This window comes from Paenibacillus sp. PvP094 (assembly GCF_040546835.1).
GTDB lineage: Bacteria > Bacillota > Bacilli > Paenibacillales > Paenibacillaceae > Paenibacillus > Paenibacillus illinoisensis.
Genome location: NZ_JBEPOM010000001.1, coordinates 968,396 through 988,505, shown reverse-complemented (window position 1 = coordinate 988,505; position 20,110 = coordinate 968,396). Strand labels below are relative to the sequence as shown.

The following is a 20,110-nucleotide window of genomic DNA, read 5'->3' as shown; positions in this document are numbered from 1 at the left end:
CGGAAATGTTTTGATTTTTTTCATTGAAAATTGTGATAAATATCACTGAAACCTTATAAATAATGTGAATGTGCCTACCGATAACTCTATATGTGATTATCGAAATCGATTCGAAATTCGGTTCGGAATCACCTCAATTACAAAGGGAAATGGGTGGCTCAACACATGCGAAGCATGAGCATCGGTACCAAAATCAGTTTGATCGTTATCAGCATATTTATCGTATTTTCCTCAGCCGTGGCGGTAAGCGTAATTCTGGAAATGAGACAGGGGATTACGACATTTGCAACGGAAAAGGCGAAGCGGGATTTGGAGATGGCGGATCGAATTATTACATACAAACACCCCGGCGACTGGGCCATCAAGGATGGCGAGCTTTACAAAGGTGAAACAGCAATGGAGGGCAACTTCGAACTTGTAGATGAGGTCGGTGAGGCATCGGGAGATACCGTCACCATCTTTCGCGGGGAAGAGCGCGTGGCAACCAATGTGATGATGGATGGAGAGCGTGCTGTCGGAACAAAAGTATCGGAACAGGTCGCCCAGGCTGTTTTGCAGCAGGGAGAGAAATTCTACGGTGAGGCCGTTGTCGTTGGACAGAATGTACAGACGGCATATCAACCGATCAAGGATGCAACCGGGGAAATCATCGGCATTCTCTATGTAGGAGCGTCTCAATCGCTGATTGATGTCATTATTTCTTCATTTCTGAAAACTTTTCTGATCGTATTCTTGCTCGCGATGCTGGTAGCAATTACAGCCATTATTCTGTATGTCCGCAGAGTGAAATTAAGAATTGAACGGGTGTCTATGGCCATCAAGCGTGCAGGCACGGGGGACTTCACTGAGCCGGTTGTTGATCACGTCCAGGACGAGATTGGCATGCTGGGTACCGGGTACAACGAGATGAGAAGCAGCTTGCAACTGATTATTCAGGGTGGTCTTCAAGCGGGGGAGAAAGCTAAGCATTCGACCGGAATACTCTTGACCATTGCGGAACGCACAGCACAAGAATCCGAACAGATTGCTTCGTCGGTAGAACAAGTCGCGAGAGGGGCAGAGAGCCAGACCATTAGTACCGAAGAGAACCTGCAGGCCATGGAAGAGGTGGCCATTGGAGTGCAGCGGATGGCAGACAAGGCCTCCAGCATCTCGGAATCTGCCCTGTACTCCCGGAAGCAAGCGGAAACCGGAGGGGAAGCAGTGCAGCTGACGGTTCAGCAAATGTCGACGATCGAATCCTCCGTTACAACAACGGATGAAGTCATTCGTACGCTGGAAGAGAAGTCTGCCCAGATAAGCCAGATGGTTACCACCATTCATGAGATTGCGAATCAAACCAATCTTCTCGCTCTTAATGCATCCATTGAAGCTGCCAGAGCAGGGGAGCATGGCAGAGGCTTTGCCGTCGTGTCTACCGAGGTTCGCAAATTGGCTGAACAGGCCGGGGACTCTTCGAGCCGCATTGAGGAACTGGTCAAAGCCATGGAGCAGGACATGCTGCTGTCACTAACAGCCATGTCTCGAGTGAAGGATGAGGTGCAGGAAGGAATGCGCTTGACCCGTGTAACGGAACAAAACTTCAGCCTGATCCGGGACACAAACTTAAGGATCGCAACGGAAATTGAGGACATGGCAGCGACGAGTGAGGAGATGTCAGCCGGCGTAGAACAGATCGTTGCTTCCGTGCACGAGATTGCACGCCATGCGCAGACGGCCAGTGCCAATTCGCAGCAGGCTGCCGCTTCGGTTCATGAACAGCTCAAGTCGGTGGAACAGATTAAGGCGTCCGCAGCGGTGCTGTCCGATGTTTCCTCGGAGCTTCAGGCATCGCTCAGTCCGTTTAAGATCTAATATCTGTTACAATGGTGGAAAAAGGAGGAATAAGTATGGCTCCCGATAAAACAAAACTATTCCCCAACGAGAATATTCGCACCGTTTGTTATATTCAAAATTTGCCGCCTCGCCCCAATGTGGACATCGGTGACTATACCTACTATAGCGACAATAGTAATCCGCCTGAACATTTCTATGACCGAGTTCTGCATCATTATGATTTTCTTGGGGATCGCCTAGTGATCGGCAAGTTTTGTGCGATTGCAGAAGGTGTGACCTTCATTATGAATGGTGCAAACCACCGGATGGAGGGCATGACGACCTATCCTTTCAATATTTTCGGTGGAGGATGGGAGAGAGTGACGCCCACTCTGGATCAGCTGCCATTTAAGGGCGATACCGTACTGGGTAACGACGTATGGCTTGGGCAAAATGTAACGATCATGCCAGGCGTCACGATCGGCGACGGAGCCATCGTTGCGTCCAATTCGACGGTAACACGGAACATCGAGCCGTATGTCATTGTGGGTGGCAACCCAGCCAAGCCGATCAAAAAGCGCTTTGACGACGAAACAATTGAGCTGCTGCTGGAACTGAAATGGTGGGATCAGGATGAAGAGTGGCTGGATACCCATTTGGAACAATTGGTTTCCACATATGACCTGCAGACATTGAAGGAACTTGTAAATAGCAGATAGGATTGGTTTCCAAAAAAAACAGCTGGTTCCTGACGGAGCCGGCTGTTTTTATTTGGACACCATATGCCTACACCCCTTTGGCCTAGCTGCAAAAAATAATGTCTCGACATTGAGGAAAGAGATGGAATGTTTCATGTGATATATCTCATAGAATATCGTTAAGTAAGCGCTTCCAAATACCAATATGAATTCACGGAGGGGTTCAGGATGCGAGTCAAGAGTGCTGCAAAACCGCTCATCGCCCTGTTATTGTCGGCTGCTCTATTGGCCGGATGCCAAAGTGTTCAGCCACCGTCGGTAAGTGAACCGCAAGGAACGGTAGATCCACCTGCTGCAACGACCCAAAATGAACCGGCCCCACAAACCAACAAGGAGACTCCGCGCAACGAGACGCTGTATATCAATGGATTGCAGTGGGGCCCTCCCACCAATTTCAATCTGCTCAGCGGCAATCCCGCCTTCCCTGTGAATTACGGAAACTCCAGGGAACTCCTGTATGAGACCTTATTTATGGTGAACCAACTGGATGGAGCACTTGAGCCGCTGCTCGGCAAGTCATACGAATGGACGGATGACACGACGCTGCGGATCGAGCTGAACGCGGATGCCAAGTGGAGTGACGGGAAGCCTTTTACCGCAGATGATGTGGTGTACACCTATGAACTGGGCAAGAAATACGACATTAACTGGAGCAGTTTCTGGACCTATATTCAGGAAGTGAAAGCAGGCGGAGCCCAGGTCGTGGAGATCAAGCTGAACCCTGATAATCCCAACAAACTGACCGTACTGGATAGCATTGAATTAATCCCGATGCTGCCGAAGCATATCTGGGAAGAGATCGAGAAGAAAAATAATAATGATCTGACAGCGATCCGCAAAGAAATCAACGATAACCCGGTGGGCACCGGAGCTTACAAACTGCACTTCTACAATGATCAGAAAATTACCATTATTCGCGACGACAACTACTGGGGACAAAAGCTGTTCGGCAAGCTGCCGGCACCGAAGTATATTACCCATGTGATCTACAAGGATAATGCGGCAGGGGATCTCGCGTTCAAGAGTGGGCAAGTGGACGTCTCCCAACAGTTTATCCCGCAGGTGTGGAAAATGTGGGAAGGCGGCGCTCCGGTCAAAACCTATTTGAAAGATGCCCCTTACTATCTCCCTGGTTCCATGCCGAGCATATTCTTCAATCTCTCCAAAGCCGGACTGGATAACGCAGATGTCCGCCGGGCCATTGCCATGAGCATCAACTATGACAAGATCTCCGAACTGGCAATGAGCGGTTATTCTGCACCGATGCAGCCTTCGCTGACCTTGAACTCGGATGCCGAGTCCAAATATATTGATCAGAATGCAATCAAGTCCCTGCAATGGACCACCGATGTGGAAGGGGCCAATGCGCTGCTTGATTCGATTGGGGCTGCCAAAGGCAAAGACGGGATTCGTGTACTGAACGGTACCCGTCTCGGGCCGTTTGAAATTGAATGTCCGTATGGCTGGTCAGACTGGAATGCGGCCCTGGAGATCGTTGCGCAGAGTGCCAAGGCGATTGGCATTGAGATTCGAACCAAATTCCCGGAATCTCCGGTGTGGACCAATGACCTGCAAACCGGCAAATTCGATATCATTATGAACACCCCTGCGGGCGGCGTGAGTCCGAGCCAGCCGTGGAACCGTGCCATGACCATCATGTATTCGAAAGGCGTCGCACCACTCGGGGAGATGGCATTCTGGAACTGGGGCCGTTACCAGAATGACCGTGCAGACGCAATCATTGAAGAGATTCCTTCCGTATCCGATGAGGCAAAACTGAAAGCACTGTACACAGAGCTTAATACGATCTGGCTGAAAGACATCCCGTCCATTCCTCTGATGTATAGACCATGGGTTTTTGATACCGTAAATGAGTCCGTCTGGAAAGGCTTCCCTTCCGAAGGGGACGGTACCAATATTCCACCGCAGATTTCCATGGATGGCGCAGGCATCAGGGCACTTTACCAAATTCATAATTAGCAGATGAGAGAACGCTTTCACCTTAGCACAGTGATGACCTTATCCGTAAAATTCGGGGGGTGCTGGATCCAATGAATGCCTACGCCAGATATGTAGCGAAAAAAGTGTTCTGGTATGGCCTGACCCTGATCATCGCCGTCGGATTGAATTTTATTCTGCCAAGACTGATTGAAGGCAACCCGGTGAGCATGATCGCTTCCAAAATGACCGCAGGCATGACTGATTCGGACTCCATCAAGCGGGTGTATGAGACATTTACCGTTGAATTTGGTATTGATCAGCCCCTGTGGACCCAGTTTGGCATTTATTTGAAAAATCTCTTCACAGGCAATCTCGGCACGTCTTTCGGATTGTATCCGAAGCCTGTAACGGACATTCTGGCCTCCGCCGTCCCTTGGACGGTGGGGCTTCAGCTCCCAGCTATCCTGGTGGGCTGGTTAATCGGCAATTTGGCTTGGTGCCATCGCGGCGTACCGGAAAGGTGTTTTTGATAAAGTGCTGTTTCCTGTAGCGCTGTTTATCAATTCCATTCCTTTTTTCACTCTGGCTATTATTATGCTGTATGTCTTTGCTTTAACACTCAAATGGTTCCCGCTGTCCGGTGGATACGACTTCCAGATGGTGCCCCAGCTGAGCTTCGACTTTATCATGTCAGTGATACGCCACCATACCTTGCCGTTCCTATCCATTGTGCTGGTAACCATTGGCGGCCAGGCGATAGGCATGCGGGAGATGTCGATCTACGAGCTGAATTCGGACTATGTGCTGTACAGCAAACTCCTTGGTATCCGGGACGGCCGCATTGCCCGTTATGTGTTCCGCAACGCCATGCTACCGCAGATCACGGGACTGGCGCTCTCCATTGGCACCATGGTTGGTGGATCCCTGATCTGTGAAATTGTGTTTAGTTATCCGGGTATTGGCACCTGGCTGTTCACCGCCATACGTCAGCTCGATTATCCGCTCATTTCAGGATGTACACTGCTGATTGCCGTTGCCGTGCTGCTGGCCAATTTCACGATTGATGTAATCTATGGCTTCATTGATCCGCGCATCAAGGCTGCTCAAATGGAGGAACAATGACATGAAGCATTCGATCTCTATTTTGCTGAAGTCGCCCAAGTTTATGATCGGTGCGGTGACTTTTGTAGGCATGCTGCTGCTTGTTACCATCTATCCGCTCATCAATCGCAGTGATCCGCTGGAAATGATTGCGATGGCGTTCCAGCCTCCGGGGGATGGATTGCTGCTGGGATCAGACAACTTTGGGCGCGATATCTTTCTGGAATTGATGTATGGCATCCAGACATCCATACGGGTGGGGCTGATCGCGGGCGTTTTTGCAACGGTCATTGGTCTGATTATGGGCTTGGTATCCGGATATATCGGGGGCATGCTGGACAATTTCCTGACAGCAGTTACGAATATTTTCATCGTGATTCCTTCTTTTATCATTTTGATTCTCATCTCGGTCAGTATCGATTCCCGCAGTTCGCTCGTAACGGCCATTATTATTGGCATCACGAGCTGGCCGTGGACAGCCAGGGCGGTACGTGCACAGACAACATCCCTGCGGAGCCGGGATCATGTGCATATTGCGAAAATTTCTGGACACAGCACAACGCGTATTATTATCCATGAGATTCTGCCGTATATCGCGTCTTATGTTGTCATGGCCTTTGTGCTCCAGACCGCCTCGGGCATTCTGTCCGAAGCCTCCATTTCGATGCTGGGGCTCGGTCCATATAACACGATATCACTCGGCATTCTGATGAACTGGGCACTGGTATTTGAAGCTCCGGTAGCAGGAGCATGGTGGGCATTCATTCCCGCGGCAATGGCCATTGCCGTCATTACGTTCTCGCTCTATCTGATGAATACGGGCATGGACGAAATCTTTAATCCGAAAATAAGGAGCTAAGACCATGGACCAACCTATACTTCAGGTCAGCGGCCTCAAAACCTATTACCGTACCCGGCTCAAAGAGAATGTTTATGCGGTTGACGGGGTAGAGTTTGGACTGAAAGAAGGGCAGACGCTGGGCATTGCGGGGGAGTCCGGCTGCGGCAAGTCAACACTGGCACTCAGCCTGATGGGCTTTTATTTCCCGCCCCTGCATTATGGCAGTGGTTCGATCCGGATCAATGGCACGGACATTATGCAGCTGAACAAGGAGCAGCTGCGCTCCCGCATTCTCGGAAAGGAAATTGCCTATATTCCGCAGGCTGCGATGAATGCACTTAATCCAACGCTGCGCATTATCCGTTTCATCGAGGATATTATGAAGGAACATCGTCCGGAGATGAAGCGTCAGGAAGTGCGGAGGATGGCCGCCGAGCGTTTCCAATCGCTGAATCTGTCCCCGGATGTGCTGGATATGTATCCAAATGAATTGTCCGGTGGCATGAAGCAGAGAACAGTCATTGCCATCTCAACCATTTTGAATCCCAAAGTGCTCATTGCGGATGAACCGACATCCGCTCTGGATGTGACTTCACAGAAGGCGGTCATCCGTCTACTGAAGGATTTGCTGAAACGCGAAGTGATCAAGTCCCTGGTGTTTATCACCCATGAGCTGCCGCTTCTGTATCACGTCACGGATGAGATTATGGTCATGTATGCCGGCGAAATTGTGGAACGGGGAACGGCGGACCAGATGATCTTCAATCCACTGCACCCCTATACCCGTAAGCTGATGGGGTCCATCATTGTACCGGAAGAGGGGATGAAGGAACATAAGCTTGCAGCGATACCTGGCGCTCCGCCGAATCTGAAGCATGTGCCTGAAGGCTGCCGATTCGCTGAGCGCTGCACGCTGGTTACAGACGAATGTCGTCAGGGCAAGATTGAGAATATCCAAGTGCAAGAACGGATCTATCGCTGCTTGCTGACACCGGAAATCCTGGAGCAGATCAGGAAAGAGGAGCAGCTTGATTCATGACTCCCGGAAGGAGTGAACCCGCATGGCGATGGGCAAGGTACTGATCAGCGGCCGTCATCTGACCAAGGTATACGGTACAGGCAACCGTAAAAAGGCGGCGGTAGACGATGTCAGCTTTGATTTTCACGAAGGCGAGATTATTTCGATTGTTGGAGAGAGCGGCAGTGGCAAGACCACGCTTGCGAAGATGATTATGGGCCTGCTTAAGGAAACGAGTGGCGCCATCGAATATAACGGAAAACCGAGGAAGCTTGGACGATATCGTGAACGCAAAGCCTATTGGAAGGATATCCAGGCCATTTTCCAGGATCCGTTTTCCTCGTTCAATGTCTTTCACCGGGTAGAGAAGCTGCTCGTGGATTGCATTAAATTGCAAGGTTTGAAGCTCAGCCAAGATGAGGCGTACATCAAAATGAAGGAAGCATGTTCCTTCGTAAACCTGAAGTTTGAGGAATTGTACAACAAATATCCGTTCGAGCTGTCCGGTGGGCAGATGCAGCGGTTAATGATTGCGAGAATTTTCATGCTGCACCCGAAAGTGCTGATCGCCGATGAGCCTACTTCCATGGTAGATGCCTGTTCGCGCTCCACCATTTTGGATATGCTGCTCAAGCTGCGTGATGAGAACCGGATGACCATTGTGTTTATCACCCATGACGTGGGTCTCGCTTATTATGTGAGCGATACGATCTGCATCATGGAACACGGGCGGATGGTGGAGGCAGGAAAAGCAGAGGAAGTCATTCACCAAGCGGAGCATCCCTATACAAGGCAGTTGATTAATGATGTCCCCAAGATACACTCTCCCTGGGTGTTGGAATAAACATAAATCAAGCCCTGGACCGTTTATAAGCGGAGCAGGGCTGTTTGTTGTCCAATATGAAAGGGTCTGTTAGCGAGTGGGTGATGATGAAGTGTGTTCAGACTCTGCTGAAGGGGCTGTTGAATGGGTGTGATCCTTTGCGTTATCCTGGTTGGTCTTCTTGTCGGAATAATAGTTAAGAATGTCATCAACCGTAGAAAATGTTGCATGTGCATTATAATTATTGTTGTTCGTTTGAATAAAAACCTTCTTTCCGATACTGTGGTGTGCTGCCTTAATTCAAAGCTTCTTTCATCATCAATCCTGCCGTGAATACAGGGACTTTCCCTGCCGGAAGCTGAATTTTCTTGCCGGTTCTTCGGCTTTTGCCCATACGTGCCTCACGCTCACGCACTTCAAATTTTCCAAACCCGACAAGCTGAACTTCTTGACCTTCCTTTAAAGCTTCCAAAATCGAATCAAGTACGACGGTGACAGCCTTTTCAGCGTTCTTTTTGGAGAATCCGCCAGACTTGGCTACTTCTGCAATCAATTGTTCCTTATCCATGTGTAATCCCTCACTTTGGTTTGATGGAGTATTCGGTTGGTCGAAAGATCTGATAGGACAGGAATCGAATAAAAATAAAAAGCTGCCTGTTAAGGCAGCTTGAATATATTAGATGACTGTAACGTTCTCAGCTTGTGGTCCACGGTTACCTTGGGTTACTTCGAATTGAACGCGTTGTCCTTCATCCAATGTTTTGAACCCGTCACTTTGGATAGCGCTGAAATGAACAAAAACGTCATTTCCTTCTTCAATTTCGATAAAACCGAAACCTTTGTCCGCGTTGAACCATTTCACTGTACCTGTTTGCATGTAATTCCTCCAGAAAATAAGTTTTTAAACGACCATTTTGATTAGGGTTAATGAGAAATTAACACTGATCAGGTATATTCAAACCACAGACTTGATGTCCGCTAATGTATCGATTAATATGATAATACCATGTCCGCTAATATAAGTCAAGATTTGGAGGTTTTTTCTAATGGATAAGGTATCTGGTATGTCGGTACATGGGGAAATGGTTGTTCAGGAATTCATACATATGCTTACCATTCAGGCTAAATTAACTCCCAAAACATTAAAGGAATATGCGAGTGATCTGAAGCATTTTCTTGAATGGTGCAAAGGAAGTACAGCATTTGGAGAAAAGGATATCAGTATTGAAAACATGGATACATCCACGTTAATGAGCTACCGTGATTATTCACACAACGTTTTGCAACTGAAGCCAGCTACGATTAACCGCAGACTGATTACACTGAAGCGCTTATTCAAATGGGCTGCAGCAGAGTCCAAAATTAGCATTGATCCTTCCAAAACTTTAAAGTTTATTCCGGAAGACAAGGTGAGTCCTCGCCGCATGACACCAGGAGAAGAACAAGCTTTTCTCTCTGCGATCGAACAGGGGAATTCCCTGCGTGATCAGACCATCTTGATCTTGATGTTTCATACGGGGCTGCGGACGATGGAGATATGCAATCTGGAGCCAGTCGATATTGAACTGGGCAAGCGAAGCGGGCAGCTTACGGTGCGGGCCGATAAACGAAACGGACAACGGAGAATTCCGTTGAATACGGTGTGTGTTACGATGTTGAGAAAGTATATGGAAGGTCTGAGTCCAGGTAGCCCTTACCTGTTCCCTTCGGAGAAGACTAATGATCGTTTGACCGAGAGGGCGCTTCGCCATTTGATTAAAAAAGTAATGACCGCAGCCGGATTGGAAGGACTAAGTTCCCATGATCTGCGTCATCGGTTTGGCTATGCCATGGCTGAGTGTGTTCCACTGCATCGTCTGGCTGAAATGATGGGACATACGAATCCAGATCGAACGATGATATATGTAAAAGCGTTAAATGCCAATCCCGTAGAGCAGGAGAAGGAATCTCACCATTTGGATTAGATAAAAAGATATAAAGAGTTCTATGCAACCGTAATTAGTATTGCGTTGATCTTAGACTTCATATGAATGATAGCCCTGATCCGCTGTTGAGCGGGTCAGGGCTTATTGATGATCTGTGCACCCCTTTCAAGCCATTTGCGCGTTCCATCCTCATCTAATCGCTTCTCCATTGTTATGATTGCATACGTTCCATCATGCTTTTCCCAGAACTGAATGGCTTTAGAATGATCAGGATCCAGAAGCAGCGCAGGCATGAAATCTCCATTTTCAAGCAAGGATCTTCGGGCATTCCCGTAATAGACCTGAATGAAAGAGGAGTGCTCTTTGCGGGGAATCTGGTGTTTGGCATGCTCCAAATCATAATATAGCTTCCACTTGCTTAAGTTTTCCTTATCGTCATCCTGACCCATAACCTTATGGATTGCCTCTACTCCACCGCTCCACGAACGTGTTAATTTATTCCTTAAGTCCTGAGAATAATGTTCCCACATTAATGTTTCCCTAGGGGGATGAAGCTGATCAGATCGAATGGTTTCTGTGATGGCTCCGCTACAAAGCAATACGGCACCGATCCCTGTGGTTAACAATCCAGCTTGTAATCTGTTCATTTGAAATAACATGTTCCTTTCTCGCAATTTCTCGGACCGTCTTAACTATAATTTACCATCTTTTCAAGAAGAGTGTGATATAAATATTATTCTTTCTCCGTCAAAAAGTAAGCGGTTACACAAATGAAATAATATTGTATAGTATGATGGCAACCTTGGATCGAAACGACATATACATGAGGCATCTTGCATTATTCCAAAGAGCTGGGGAGGAATTCGGACGTGTACCGGGTATTGCTGGTGGATGATGAAGAAGACGTACGCGAAGGATTAGTCATAGAGGTGGATTGGGAGGCCCTGGACCTGCGAATCGTTGGTTTGGCAGAGAATGGCCGTGAAGCGCTGGAGATGGCCGAGAGGGTTGAGCCCGATATTGTAGTAACCGACATCAGTATGCCGTTTATGGATGGACTGGAACTTGCGCGAAGGCTGCGGGAACGCAACCCGCTCGTGAAGGTTGTTATTTTGACAGGGTATGATGAATTCGATTATGCCAGGCAGGCCGTCTCACTGAGTGTGGATGAATATTTGCTGAAGCCGTTCTCAGCCGGGCATCTGACCGAACTGCTTACACGTCTGCGAGCGCAGATGGCATCCGAAGTGGCAGAACGTGAAGATGTCCGGCAGCTGCGGGATCATTATTATACAAGCTTGCCGCTGGTGCAGGCCGATCTGATGGCTACGCTGCTGCATCGGCAGAAATCGCCGGCGTACATTCATGACAAAGCCAAACAGTGCGGTCTGGACCTATACGGTGAGCGGTATGGGGTATCCGTTCTGACGCTGCACATGGAGGGTGACGGGAAGAAGAATGGCCATCAAGTTGGAGTGAATACTCAGGAATCGGTCAGGGCAGACAACGTATCGGAGAAAAAGGGTAACCACGGTTCCGGGGGATCACTGCGTCACTCCGAGGATGCGGAACTGAAGCAGTTCGCTGCGCTTAACATTGCCGAAGAGGTATGGAAGGAACACGGGGCGGGACATGCTTTTATGCATCAGGAAGCCATTGTTCTGCTTTTTATTGATCGCTGGGGTCAGGGTGAAGGGGAGAAACGTCAGCAGCATGCCCTTGAAAATGTCATCCGCAGCATTAATCACTACTTGCGTATCCCGGCCACGGTGGGATCTGGATCCATGGTCAATACCCTCTCGGATGTGAAACATGCTTATGAGGATGCATTATTGGCGCTCGACTACAGACTGGTGCCGGGGACGGATTCGCTTATCTATATTGCAGACGTGGAGCGGCAGACTGCAGGCAAGCTGCGTTTTGACGAGCTGAAGCAGCAGACGCTGACCCGTACGCTCAAGGCAGGAACCAGAACGGAGCTTGAAGATGCACTGGATATCATTTTCCGGGAAATTACGGTGGAGCATGGTCGAGGGGACATCCAGCTGTACCTGATTGAAGTGTTGACGACGGTATGGAAGGCAGCGCAGGCATCTGGTGAGGACATGGAGGATATCTTCGGTTCCGGTTTCCAATTGTATGCGGATATGTTCCGATTGCCGGGACTGTCTGAGGCACAAGACAAAGTGAGGGAAGTCTGCGTGCTCGTACAGCACCGGATTGCCAGCGGGCGCCAGCATGTTTACAAGGATATTGTGGAGCAGGCGCTGCGGTTTACGAAGGAACATTATGCCGATCCCGATCTGTCCATACAGAAGGTATGCGGATATCTGCATATCAGTTCAGGTTATTTTTGTGGCATTTTCAAAAAAGAAGTACAGCTTACCTTCCTGCAATATTTGATGCAGATCCGTATGGAGGCGGCCAAGGAACTGCTTCGCTCCACGGAGATGAAGTCGTTTGAGATTGCGGAACGGGTAGGCTTCGCCGAACCGAATTATTTCAGCTTTTGCTTCAAGAAACATATTGGCGTCTCGCCCAAAGAATATCGCAAGCAGTTCGTGCTGACAACGCGTGAAGGTGCAGAACGATGAGAACGTTAGCCGGATGGATGGGACAGTTATGGCTCAATCTGCGTTTCCGTCTTCGATCCTCGAAGGTCAGCAGTATTCGGTCTATTATCACGTGGTCCTTTTCCATCTTCATTGTACTTGTGCTCACCATCATGGCCCTGCTTCTGCATGACAAATTCACACAGGCTGCCGAACGAAGCGCCGAACTGACAACGAGGCAGATTGTCGATCAGGTCAGTTACAACCTGGAGGACTATGTCCGGAGCATGTCGCATCTCTACCGAGCCATCGAGGAGCATATGCTGCGGGACGGGACATGGGAAGGGGAACAGGTGGACAAACAGCTGGATACACTGCTCAGCAGCAGGGAGGACATTATCTCCATTACACTGCTCGACTCCAAGGGCGAACTGCTCAAGAACAGACCTTCCGCCGAGTTGAAATCAAGCGCCCATGTGACACAGCAAGGGTGGTTTCAATCTGCGCTCCGAGTGCCGGACCACCTAAGCTTTTCACTGCCTCATATTCAGAACATGTACTCAGGCCCCTATAAGTGGGTCGTATCGATGAGCAAAGGCATTACTGTACGGCAAAATGGTCAGGATCGACAGGTTATTCTGCTGGTGGATATCAATTTCAAACAGATGGATGAACTGAGCCGCAGGGTCAGTCTGGGGCAGCGGGGATATGTCTACATCATCGACGAGAGCGCAGGCAACATTGTTTATCATCCGCAGCAGCAGCTGATGTATATGGGACTCAAAAGCGAAAATATCGAACAGGCCTTGGTGGCCACAGGCAGTTATGAAGATGAAGCGGATGGACAGAAAAGACTGAATACCGTGAAGTCAGTAGCCAATATCGGATGGAAAATTGTCGGTGTGGCCTACCTGGATGAAATCATGACAACCCGGCAGGAGGTCAATGGCTATCTTGTCCGGGTACTGCTGGTTGTGTTAATACTCGTTATTCTCGTGTCCATGCTGCTCTCTTCCAGTCTGACACGTCCGATCCGGCGGATGGAGCGGAAGATGAAAGCCGTGGAGAGAGGGGACTTCAACGTGGAGCTGCCCATTCAGGGACCGCTTGAAGTGGAGCGGCTATCCCGTCGGTTTAACCTGATGGTGTACAAGATTCGTACCCTGATGAATGAGATCATCCATGAGCAGGAACAGAAACGGCGTCTCGAGCTGGAAGCATTGCAGGCCCAGATTAATCCTCATTTTCTCTACAATACATTGAATTCTGTCGTACGCATGGTGGGCATGAGTCGTAATGAAGAAGTAATCACCATGATCACATCGCTTTCACGCCTATTTCGCATAAGTCTCAGCCAAGGGAAAACCATTATTACCGTCCGTGAAGAGCTGGAGCATGCGCACCATTACCTGACCATTCAGCAGATGCGGTTCAAACGCAAATTCCGGTTCAGCCTGGATGCGGATGAGGATACATTGGACTGTCTGACACTGAAGCTGGTCCTTCAGCCGTTAATTGAAAATGCCATCGTGCATGGGATTGAGTATCACACGGATGAAGGCTGCATTGAGATCCGCGTCTATCGGGAGAGCGACCAGCTGGTATTCCGCATCACGGATAATGGCGTCGGCATGACGGAGGAGCAGGTGGCAGGACTACTTCAGGGCAGTCCCATCGTGAAGAGTAGTGCTGGGTCAGGGGTAGCCGTGCGCAATGTGCATGACCGGATTCAGCTCTATTACGGGGAAGGGTGCGGTCTTGAATTCGAGAGTGAGCTGGAGGAAGGAACGACGGTCTGGATTCGGATACCGGTTCAATGCGAACGGGAGGATGGCGATTTTTATGATAAAAGGTAATGAAGATAAAGCAATCATCCGCAGGATCTTTCGTGCAGATTCCATCAAGAAGTTCAGTCAGCCCCTCCTTCGTGTACGCAGATGGATGGGGATCGCTGCGGCGGGCTGCTGTTTATTTCTGAGTACGGCATGTGGCATTTCCAATGCTGATTCGGTACTGCCGCCACCTCGTGTCGCTCTAATTACCCCTGCTGGGACAGGTGAACTTGCTGAAGCGATAAGGCTCGGGGCAGAAGCAGCAGCCAAGGAACATGGGGCTGAACTGCTGACGGTGGAGGCATTTCCATCCGAGGCAGCAACGTATGCACCATCCAATCCTGATTCGACGATCCACCGAGCCAGAGATCCGCAGGAGTTGTCCGGGCGGGATGTCTCGGCTTACAGTCAGCGCGAACAGGCACAGATCCGAGCAGTGACGCAGGCTTTGCAACAGGGCGCTTCCGCTCTGCTCGTTGATCCACTGAGTGAGAAGGTACTTGGCGACATTATTCAGAAGGCCCAAACGATGAATAAGAGTGGCATGAGTGTTCCGGTGATTGTTCTCAACGATGAGTTCCCTGTAGAAGGGATTACGAGTGTCATTTCCATGGATAATGTGGAGGCTGGGCGGCAGGCAGGTGAAGCGATGGCCGAGCTTCTGGGAGGCAGAGGTAGTGTAGCCTTGCTGGGGCCAGATCCTGTGAATCCAGGGCTAATCCACCGGGAGCAGGGGGTCATGGAAGCGCTGGTACAGTATCCGGATATTCAGGTTGAACCCAAGTCCGTATGCAGCACCCGCGAAGTCTGCTGGCAGGCAGCAAAGCAGCTGCTGGACGAGCAGCAGGTAGACGGCTTCATTGCCCTGCAGGAGCCTGCGTCTCTGGGAGCGGCGGATGAACTGCATCGCCGGAAGTTGGAGCACCAGGTCAACATTGTAGGCTTCGGGAGTGAGCAGCAGCAGCTGGAGCAGCTGCAGGAAGGGGTATTCCAGTATCTTATTGTGCAAAATGGCTTCAGCGCAGGGTACCTTGGTTTGAATCAGGCCGTGGCACGGCTGAATAACCAGCAGGTGCAAGCCAGAGTGACGCTGGAAACGAAGCTGGTCAGTACGGACAATATGTTCTGGATGGATAACCAGAAGCTGCTGTTTCCGTTTGTTCAATGAAGATAGAAGACATGAACCGAAGAGAGGAAGATTTCGATAAAACAGATGAAGATATTGTATTCGAAAATGGTGTAAACCCTTTCATAATAAAGACATCGGTGAAGCCGAATGAACTTGGGGGAGGTCATTAGGATATGAAGAAAACGTGGATGACACTGCTGCTTACCGCTTTGATGGTTGCTGCGGCTGGGTGCAGCAGCGGCGGAGACAGTGCGGGTGGAAGTACAGGAACTGACACAGGAGAGCAGGCAGCAGGCGGAGCGGAGACGCCGAAGATTGGTGTTGCGATCTACAAATTCGATGATACGTTCATGACGGGCGTACGGAATGCCATGACGGCAGCAGCAGAAGGCAAAGCCACACTCGATATCGTGGATAGCCAGAACGCACAGCCGACCCAGAATGAGAAAGTGGATCTCTTCGTATCCAAGAAATACAGTGCCATGGCCGTAAATCCGGTAGACCGTACTGCAGCGGGTGTAATCATCGACAAGGCCAAGGCTGCGAGCATTCCTGTTGTTTTCCTTAACCGTGAGCCGGTAGCGGAAGATATGAACAAATGGGATAAGGTGTACTACGTCGGTGCCAAGGCGGAAGAGTCGGGTACGATCTCCGGCCAGTTGATTGTGGATTACTGGAAAGCCCATCCCGAAGCGGACAAAAACGGGGACGGCAAACTGCAATACGTCATGCTGAAAGGCGAGCCGGGTCACCAGGATGCAGAACTGCGGACCAAATACTCCGTACAGGCGATCCAGGATGCCGGTATTGAAGTAGAGGCACTGGCGGAAGACACGGCGATGTGGGATCGGGTTAAAGGACAGGAGAAAATGCAGGCATTCCTCGCTTCCCACGGCGACAAGATTGAAGCTGTACTTGCCAACAACGATGACATGGCACTCGGTGCTATCGAAGCATTGAAGGCAGCAGGGTACTTCAAGGACGGCAAGTCAATGCCTGTCGTTGGTGTGGATGCAACGGCTCCTGCCATTCAGGCGCTTCAGGATGGCACGATGCTGGGCACCGTATTGAATGATGCGAAGAACCAGGGCGCAGCAACAGTGGCTTTGGCTGCGGTACTCGCCAAGGGTGAGACACCAACGAAGGAAAATACGGGCTATGACATTACGGATGGCAAATATGTCTGGATCGCCTACAAGAAAATTACGAAAGACAACATTGCCGACGCCCAATAACAGCAGCAGAGAGGGACGTCCGTCTTACCGGTGGCGTCCTTTTTTTCTGGGCATATGGAAGGGAGGAACCAATATGGCATCACCTTATCTGCTGGAGATGGACGGAATTTCGAAGGGGTTTCCGGGTGTGCAGGCACTTAGTCAGGTCACCCTGAAGGTGAAGCCCGGATCGGTCCACGCCCTGATGGGGGAGAATGGAGCAGGTAAATCGACACTGATGAAATGTTTGTTCGGCATGTACCGACCCGATGAAGGGACAATTCGAATCGATGGAAAAGAGGTCGACATTCCGAATTCCAAAGCAGCACTGCAGCATGGCATATCCATGATCCATCAGGAGCTGAATCCGGTGCCTCATCGTCCCGTGATGGAGAATATATGGCTGGGACGTTTCCCGATGAGAGGGCTGCTGGTCGACGAGAAGAAGATGTATGCCGATACCCTGGCCTTGTTTAAAGACCTGAATCTGGATATCGACCCGAAGGCACAGGCAGGAACGTTATCCGTATCCAAAATACAATCCATGGAAATCGCCAAAGCGGTCTCTTTTCAATCGAAAGTCATTGTTATGGATGAGCCGACCTCATCTCTGACAGGCAAGGAAGTAGAGCAGCTGTTCGCCATCATTAACGAGCTTCGCAGCCGCGGCGTGTCGATTATCTACATCTCGCACAAAATGGAGGAAATCCTCACGATTTCGGATGAAGTCACCATTATGCGTGACGGGTTTGTAGTCGGTACGTGGGATGCTGCCGATCTGACTACCGATCTGATCATCACCCGCATGGTTGGACGGGATCTGGACGAACGTTTTCCGGAACGAACCAACGTTCCTGGCGAAGTGATTTTGAAGGCGGAAGGGTTAACATCAAGTCAGCCACACTCGTTCAGAGATATCACGTTTGAGCTCCGAAAAGGCGAAGTGCTCGGCATTGGCGGGCTCGTTGGAGCGCAGCGGACGGAACTGATCGAATCCTTGTTCGGACTGCGAGGGCTTGCTTCGGGCACAATCTCGATTCATGGACGCAAGGTGAAGATCAACTCACCCGCCGCGGCGAAACGTCATCATATGGCGCTGCTGACCGAGGAACGGAGGGTTACGGGCATATTTCCGGTGTTGTCCGTATATGAAAATACAATTATTGCGAGTTTGGGAAGGTACCGTAACCGCGTTGGACTGCTGGATGAAAAGAAGGGACGCGAAGAGGCCCGGGAGCAAACTCAGAAGTTCAGAACCAAAACGCCTTCTGTTAACACGCTGATTCGCAACCTTTCTGGCGGAAATCAGCAGAAAGTGCTTTTGGCCCGGTGGTTATTGACTAGCCCGGAAATTCTGCTGCTTGATGAACCAACGCGGGGAATTGATGTGGGGGCCAAGTTTGAAATCTACACCATTATTACGGAACTGGCTCGTCAGGGCAAAAGCATTATCATGATCAGCTCGGAGATGCCTGAACTGCTCGGGATGTCCGACCGGATCATGGTGATGAGTGAAGGAAGGCTGACCGGCATTGTAGACGGAGCCGACGCCACAGAGCAGGAAATTATGAGGCTGGCCGCACAGCAGCGGATGGCTTAGACAGGAGGAAACAGATGAATACGCAAGTCATCAATCAGGTGAAACAGTATGTAACGCAGCGAGCCATCTTTATCGTACTTATTCTGCTTGTCATCGGCATTGCCATTGCGGACCCGAACTTCCTTGCTTTCTCTACCCTACGGGATATATTGCAGCAGTCCTCCACAAGGGCCATCATTGCACTCGGGGCGGCCTTCATTCTCGTCACTGGCGGGGTCGATCTGTCAGCTGGCCGGGTGGTGGGTCTGACGGCTGTGGTATCCGCGTCCATGCTGCAAATTGACGAATATGCCAATCGCTTCTTCCCGGATCTGCCGCATTTATGGGTGGGGCTGCCCATTATAATTGGAATTGTGGCTGGTCTGATTGTCGGATTGGTAAATGGAATTATAGTCGCCAAGCTGCATGTACCTCCATTTATCGCCACACTGGGAACGATGGTGGCCGTATATGGTTTGAACTCGATTTATTTTGATACAGAGCCCAACCAGTCACAGCCGATTGGAGGACTAAGACCGGACTTCACGGTGATCGGATCAGGCTATATTGATCTGGGAGGGGGCTACTCGATCCCTTATATTGTACTGATTGCGATTGCAGTAGCCTTAATCTGTTGGGTCGTTTTTAACAAAACCCGCCTCGGCAAAAATATGTACGCCATTGGCGGCAACATCCAGGCCGCGCATGTGTCGGGAATTCATGTCGCACGTAATTTGATTGCCCTGTATGCCATTGCGGGAGCGTTGTATGGACTGGGGGGTGTGCTGGAGGCAGCGCGCACAGGCGGAGCGACGAATAACTACGGCAATATGTATGAGCTGGATGCCATTGCGGCGTGTGTCGTTGGTGGCGTTTCAACAGCAGGAGGCATCGGAACAGTGCCAGGTGTTATGGCCGGTGTGCTCATCTTCGGGGTTATCAACTACGGCCTTACCTTTATCGGTGTAAGTCCCTAATTGGCAGCTGATTATTAAAGGATTAATTATAGTTGCCGCTGTTGCATTTGATATCCGCAAATATATGGCGAAGAAATAGATATGTGGAGAGGAAAGAACAAAGCCAGCGCTCTGGAATGTCAGAGCGCTGGCTTCTTTTTTCTTTATGAATTGACGATCCAATCCAACATAGTAACCAAAGGGCCTATGAAACAGATGATCAGCATAGCACCGGCCACGATTAAAGCTGTTTTTGTACCATAGTGTACGTTGTGTTTTCTTGCAATGATGATGGCAGGGATCCAGAAGATTGCAGTTATTACTGTTGGAATAATCAGTCCTTCGTCACCCTTGCTATAGATTGGCCAATTCATCTGATGAAACAGGTAATACCCGAACCTAAAATCATCAGGCCCCCATGCATAATTAAATGCAAATCCCAAAGCCACAATGAGCAGTGAAAATGTACCAATTCCGAATGGTCTTCTACGTTCCACCAAGAGAATCACCTACAACTTCCAATTTTATTGAAAATAAATCCATTACTGTATTATAACATACCAGAAAAAGGGTGGATGATGTGCAGGATCGCTATTCAAGATGCTAAATAAATGGTATATAATCCA

The 20,110-nt window shown here is 49.7% G+C and carries 18 protein-coding genes and 1 pseudogene; 15 read left to right on the top strand and 4 right to left on the bottom strand.

Annotation, left to right across the window (positions count from 1 at the left end; all coding sequences use genetic code 11):
- The first annotated feature begins 165 nt into the window (after positions 1-165).
- The 8 genes from ABIC22_RS04775 to ABIC22_RS04740 all read left to right on the top strand — a co-directional run bounded on the left by ABIC22_RS04775 (position 166) and on the right by ABIC22_RS04740 (position 8,318).
- Positions 166-1,854: a methyl-accepting chemotaxis protein gene (locus ABIC22_RS04775; RefSeq protein ID WP_354478796.1), complete on the top strand. Its 1,689-nt coding sequence runs from the start codon at positions 166-168 to the stop codon at positions 1,852-1,854.
- 35 nt (positions 1,855-1,889) lie between these two features.
- The gene (locus ABIC22_RS04770; RefSeq protein WP_354478793.1) at positions 1,890-2,534 is read left to right on the top strand and encodes a Vat family streptogramin A O-acetyltransferase; all 645 of its coding nucleotides are present in this window, start codon (positions 1,890-1,892) and stop codon (positions 2,532-2,534) included.
- A 207-nt stretch (positions 2,535-2,741) separates the two neighbouring features.
- On the top strand, positions 2,742-4,553 hold the full coding sequence (locus tag ABIC22_RS04765) for an ABC transporter substrate-binding protein (protein ID WP_354478790.1): 1,812 nt from the start codon (positions 2,742-2,744) through the stop codon (positions 4,551-4,553).
- Positions 4,554-4,624: 71 nt separating this feature from the next.
- Positions 4,625-5,044 (top strand): ABC transporter permease family protein, encoded by a 420-nt coding sequence (locus ABIC22_RS04760; protein ID WP_354478787.1) that lies wholly within the window; start codon positions 4,625-4,627, stop codon positions 5,042-5,044.
- A gap of 4 nt (positions 5,045-5,048) precedes the next feature.
- Positions 5,049-5,636: an ABC transporter permease gene (locus tag ABIC22_RS04755; RefSeq protein ID WP_354478784.1), complete on the top strand. Its 588-nt coding sequence runs from the start codon at positions 5,049-5,051 to the stop codon at positions 5,634-5,636.
- Position 5,637: 1 nt separating this feature from the next.
- Entirely contained in the window at positions 5,638-6,474 is an 837-nt protein-coding gene (locus ABIC22_RS04750) for an ABC transporter permease (RefSeq protein ID WP_354478781.1), read from the top strand.
- 4 nt (positions 6,475-6,478) lie between these two features.
- Complete coding sequence (locus ABIC22_RS04745; RefSeq protein ID WP_095288761.1) at positions 6,479-7,495, top strand: ABC transporter ATP-binding protein; 1,017 nt, start codon at positions 6,479-6,481, stop codon at positions 7,493-7,495.
- Positions 7,496-7,517: 22 nt separating this feature from the next.
- Positions 7,518-8,318 carry an ABC transporter ATP-binding protein gene (locus ABIC22_RS04740; protein WP_354478777.1) on the top strand — a complete coding sequence of 267 codons (801 nt, stop codon included), beginning with the start codon at positions 7,518-7,520 and terminating at the stop codon, positions 8,316-8,318.
- 274 nt (positions 8,319-8,592) lie between these two features.
- Here the strand turns inward: ABIC22_RS04740 and ABIC22_RS04735 are convergent, their stop codons facing one another.
- The gene (locus ABIC22_RS04735) at positions 8,593-8,865 is read right to left on the bottom strand and encodes an HU family DNA-binding protein (RefSeq protein WP_354478774.1); all 273 of its coding nucleotides are present in this window, start codon (positions 8,863-8,865) and stop codon (positions 8,593-8,595) included.
- A gap of 108 nt (positions 8,866-8,973) precedes the next feature.
- On the bottom strand, positions 8,974-9,174 hold the full coding sequence (locus ABIC22_RS04730) for a cold-shock protein (protein ID WP_095288763.1): 201 nt from the start codon (positions 9,172-9,174) through the stop codon (positions 8,974-8,976).
- 169 nt (positions 9,175-9,343) lie between these two features.
- On the opposite strand from ABIC22_RS04730, the gene ABIC22_RS04725 reads away from it, so the two are divergent.
- A complete protein-coding gene (locus tag ABIC22_RS04725; RefSeq protein ID WP_354478770.1) occupies positions 9,344-10,261 on the top strand; it encodes a tyrosine-type recombinase/integrase in 918 nt (305 codons plus the stop codon).
- Between the two features lie 95 nt (positions 10,262-10,356).
- Here ABIC22_RS04725 and ABIC22_RS04720 read toward each other — a convergent pair whose 3' ends face one another.
- Positions 10,357-10,869 carry a hypothetical protein gene (locus ABIC22_RS04720; RefSeq protein ID WP_354478767.1) on the bottom strand — a complete coding sequence of 171 codons (513 nt, stop codon included), beginning with the start codon at positions 10,867-10,869 and terminating at the stop codon, positions 10,357-10,359.
- Positions 10,870-11,091: 222 nt separating this feature from the next.
- Here ABIC22_RS04720 and ABIC22_RS04715 point away from each other — a divergent pair, with 222 nt between their 5' ends.
- From ABIC22_RS04715 to mglC, 6 genes and pseudogenes are all read left to right on the top strand, one after another.
- Complete coding sequence (locus ABIC22_RS04715) at positions 11,092-12,816, top strand: response regulator (RefSeq protein WP_354478764.1); 1,725 nt, start codon at positions 11,092-11,094, stop codon at positions 12,814-12,816.
- A complete protein-coding gene (locus tag ABIC22_RS04710; protein WP_371859969.1) occupies positions 12,813-14,630 on the top strand; it encodes a cache domain-containing sensor histidine kinase in 1,818 nt (605 codons plus the stop codon). The genes ABIC22_RS04715 and ABIC22_RS04710 overlap by 4 nt, the downstream gene beginning before the upstream one ends.
- Positions 14,617-15,774 (top strand): substrate-binding domain-containing protein, encoded by a 1,158-nt coding sequence (locus tag ABIC22_RS04705; protein WP_354478761.1) that lies wholly within the window; start codon positions 14,617-14,619, stop codon positions 15,772-15,774. Before ABIC22_RS04710 ends, ABIC22_RS04705 begins: the two co-directional genes overlap by 14 nt.
- A 134-nt stretch (positions 15,775-15,908) precedes the next feature.
- Positions 15,909-16,970, top strand: coding sequence for a galactose ABC transporter substrate-binding protein (locus ABIC22_RS04700; protein WP_354478758.1), 1,062 nt, complete (start codon positions 15,909-15,911; stop codon positions 16,968-16,970).
- 73 nt (positions 16,971-17,043) lie between these two features.
- The gene (locus ABIC22_RS04695) at positions 17,044-18,549 is read left to right on the top strand and encodes a sugar ABC transporter ATP-binding protein (protein ID WP_354478755.1); all 1,506 of its coding nucleotides are present in this window, start codon (positions 17,044-17,046) and stop codon (positions 18,547-18,549) included.
- A gap of 14 nt (positions 18,550-18,563) precedes the next feature.
- Positions 18,564-19,584: pseudogene (gene mglC, locus ABIC22_RS04690) on the top strand (galactose/methyl galactoside ABC transporter permease MglC).
- Between the two features lie 64 nt (positions 19,585-19,648).
- Here mglC and ABIC22_RS04685 read toward each other — a convergent pair.
- Entirely contained in the window at positions 19,649-19,981 is a 333-nt protein-coding gene (locus tag ABIC22_RS04685) for a hypothetical protein (protein WP_354478753.1), read from the bottom strand.
- Positions 19,982-20,110 lie beyond the last annotated feature (129 nt).

Bases quoted from the DNA above. Each gene is read 5' to 3' on its own strand.
- ABIC22_RS04760 (WP_354478787.1), top strand. From the start codon at position 4,625: ATGAATGCCTACGCCAGATATGTAGCGAAAAAAGTGTTCTGGTATGGC.
- ABIC22_RS04735 (WP_354478774.1), bottom strand. From the start codon at position 8,865: ATGGATAAGGAACAATTGATTGCAGAAGTAGCCAAGTCTGGCGGATTC.
- ABIC22_RS04710 (WP_371859969.1), top strand. From the start codon at position 12,813: ATGAGAACGTTAGCCGGATGGATGGGACAGTTATGGCTCAATCTGCGT.
- ABIC22_RS04720 (WP_354478767.1), bottom strand. From the start codon at position 10,869: ATGAACAGATTACAAGCTGGATTGTTAACCACAGGGATCGGTGCCGTA.
- ABIC22_RS04750 (WP_354478781.1), top strand. From the start codon at position 5,638: ATGAAGCATTCGATCTCTATTTTGCTGAAGTCGCCCAAGTTTATGATC.
- ABIC22_RS04765 (WP_354478790.1), top strand. From the start codon at position 2,742: ATGCGAGTCAAGAGTGCTGCAAAACCGCTCATCGCCCTGTTATTGTCG.
- ABIC22_RS04700 (WP_354478758.1), top strand. From the start codon at position 15,909: ATGAAGAAAACGTGGATGACACTGCTGCTTACCGCTTTGATGGTTGCT.
- ABIC22_RS04730 (WP_095288763.1), bottom strand. From the start codon at position 9,174: ATGCAAACAGGTACAGTGAAATGGTTCAACGCGGACAAAGGTTTCGGT.
- ABIC22_RS04770 (WP_354478793.1), top strand. From the start codon at position 1,890: ATGGCTCCCGATAAAACAAAACTATTCCCCAACGAGAATATTCGCACC.
- ABIC22_RS04725 (WP_354478770.1), top strand. From the start codon at position 9,344: ATGGATAAGGTATCTGGTATGTCGGTACATGGGGAAATGGTTGTTCAG.
- ABIC22_RS04775 (WP_354478796.1), top strand. From the start codon at position 166: ATGCGAAGCATGAGCATCGGTACCAAAATCAGTTTGATCGTTATCAGC.
- ABIC22_RS04745 (WP_095288761.1), top strand. From the start codon at position 6,479: ATGGACCAACCTATACTTCAGGTCAGCGGCCTCAAAACCTATTACCGT.
- ABIC22_RS04740 (WP_354478777.1), top strand. From the start codon at position 7,518: ATGGCGATGGGCAAGGTACTGATCAGCGGCCGTCATCTGACCAAGGTA.
- ABIC22_RS04695 (WP_354478755.1), top strand. From the start codon at position 17,044: ATGGCATCACCTTATCTGCTGGAGATGGACGGAATTTCGAAGGGGTTT.
- ABIC22_RS04705 (WP_354478761.1), top strand. From the start codon at position 14,617: ATGATAAAAGGTAATGAAGATAAAGCAATCATCCGCAGGATCTTTCGT.